This is a genomic window from Pseudoalteromonas sp. Z9A6, from assembly GCF_011378805.1.
GTDB classification, from domain to species: Bacteria; Pseudomonadota; Gammaproteobacteria; order Enterobacterales; family Alteromonadaceae; genus Pseudoalteromonas; species Pseudoalteromonas distincta.
The window spans coordinates 1-1282 of sequence record NZ_WTKZ01000124.1 but is presented as its reverse complement, the minus strand read 5'-3'; the positions used below and the strand labels follow the sequence as shown (position 1 = coordinate 1282).

General features: G+C 39.5%; 1 protein-coding gene. It reads right to left on the bottom strand.

Features of this window, described 5'->3' with window-relative positions:
• Positions 1–19 precede the first annotated feature (19 nt).
• Complete coding sequence (locus GQR53_RS20460; RefSeq protein WP_165745053.1) at positions 20–1198, bottom strand: IS4 family transposase; 1179 nt, start codon at positions 1196–1198, stop codon at positions 20–22.
• Positions 1199–1282 lie beyond the last annotated feature (84 nt).

Sequence of the window (1282 nt, the reverse complement as noted above, 5' to 3'; positions counted from 1 at the left end):
GGGCTGAGGGATCCCCACTTTATCCAGCGGCCTCTTTTTCGTAATTCAAAATAAAGTTTTTTAAACTTTTTTCTATATAGCTTTGTGTAATACGTCTCTTACATAGCTTTATGACTTGCTTGGCTAAGGTTAAAAATGAAAGAACTCGGCGATTCTTAACGCTATTTGCTTGAAATTTTATATGCCACTTTCTTTTTTCTGCTTCACACCCTATAAACCATAACGCAGTGCTCGCTATTGTGGCTATCAAGCATAATATTCCTATTCTATTTATGCCGGTGCTTTTACTAAAACGCCACGAAAAACCATATCTCAAACTTTTGTCATCGCGGAAATTTTGCTCTATTTGCATTCTTTTACTATATAAACCAACTACTCGCTTACTCGTCATTGTATTGTCTGATGTCGCGAGTAACCATGGCTCTTTAGCTAAGTTTTGATACATTTTTGTATCTTTCGTAAATCTGCTTTTTCCTTTTCTTCCTTTATTTTTTCCATGATATACGTGTAAAAATGCATCGCATGCTGTCGGGCTGGACTGAGTTAGTCGTGCTTGACCTAACGCCTTAGGTATATCGCTGGCACCAGCCCTAAGTTGTTTTAATGTATGCCATTGTGATTGCATGGCTAGTTTACACTTCATTGAGCCTCTTAATCGACCTATCATATGCCAACCAAGTTCGCGTACTTTACTATACCAAGGCGTAAGAAAGCCGCCGTCTGTTACAATATAGACACTAGGATGTCGTCCAAGCACTTCATAAAGTTCATCTAAAAACAGGCTGTTGGTTGCTGGGCTATCAAAATCCTTCTGCTCAACAATCATGTTATAAATCACGATAGAGCGCCCATCCACAAGTAAGCTTGCTCGCAGTAAGTGATAGTCGTGACCACAGGCACCGCTCCAGTCAACGGCAATTGCAAGCATGGGTAAAGAGTCAATAATAGGATGAGCTAATGCTTCATAGATAGCGACCCTTTCATTGTAGAGGTGAGTATTTTTTAAGAAGCGATCAACGCGTTTTATTTTATGTTTTACATCCACAGCGCCAGACAAATTTCTGCCGATTTCAGTTAAGGTAAGTTTATTGCCCGAAATTAATGCATTACTGCAGCTTAGTAATGTTTTTACTCTGGCATTATTGAATGGCGCTAATGCATGTTTAAAGTACTTATGGCAAACTGATGTCTCAGGCATAGCAGTTGTGACTTATGTGGGTTGTGGTGATTTACATAAGATCATAAATTGCTGTGCCTGTCACGTTTTGGGGATTCGTCAGCC

Coding starts and splice junctions, on each gene's coding strand:
- GQR53_RS20460 (WP_165745053.1), bottom strand. CDS start 1,198: ATGCCTGAGACATCAGTTTGCCATAAGTACTTTAAACATGCATTAGCG.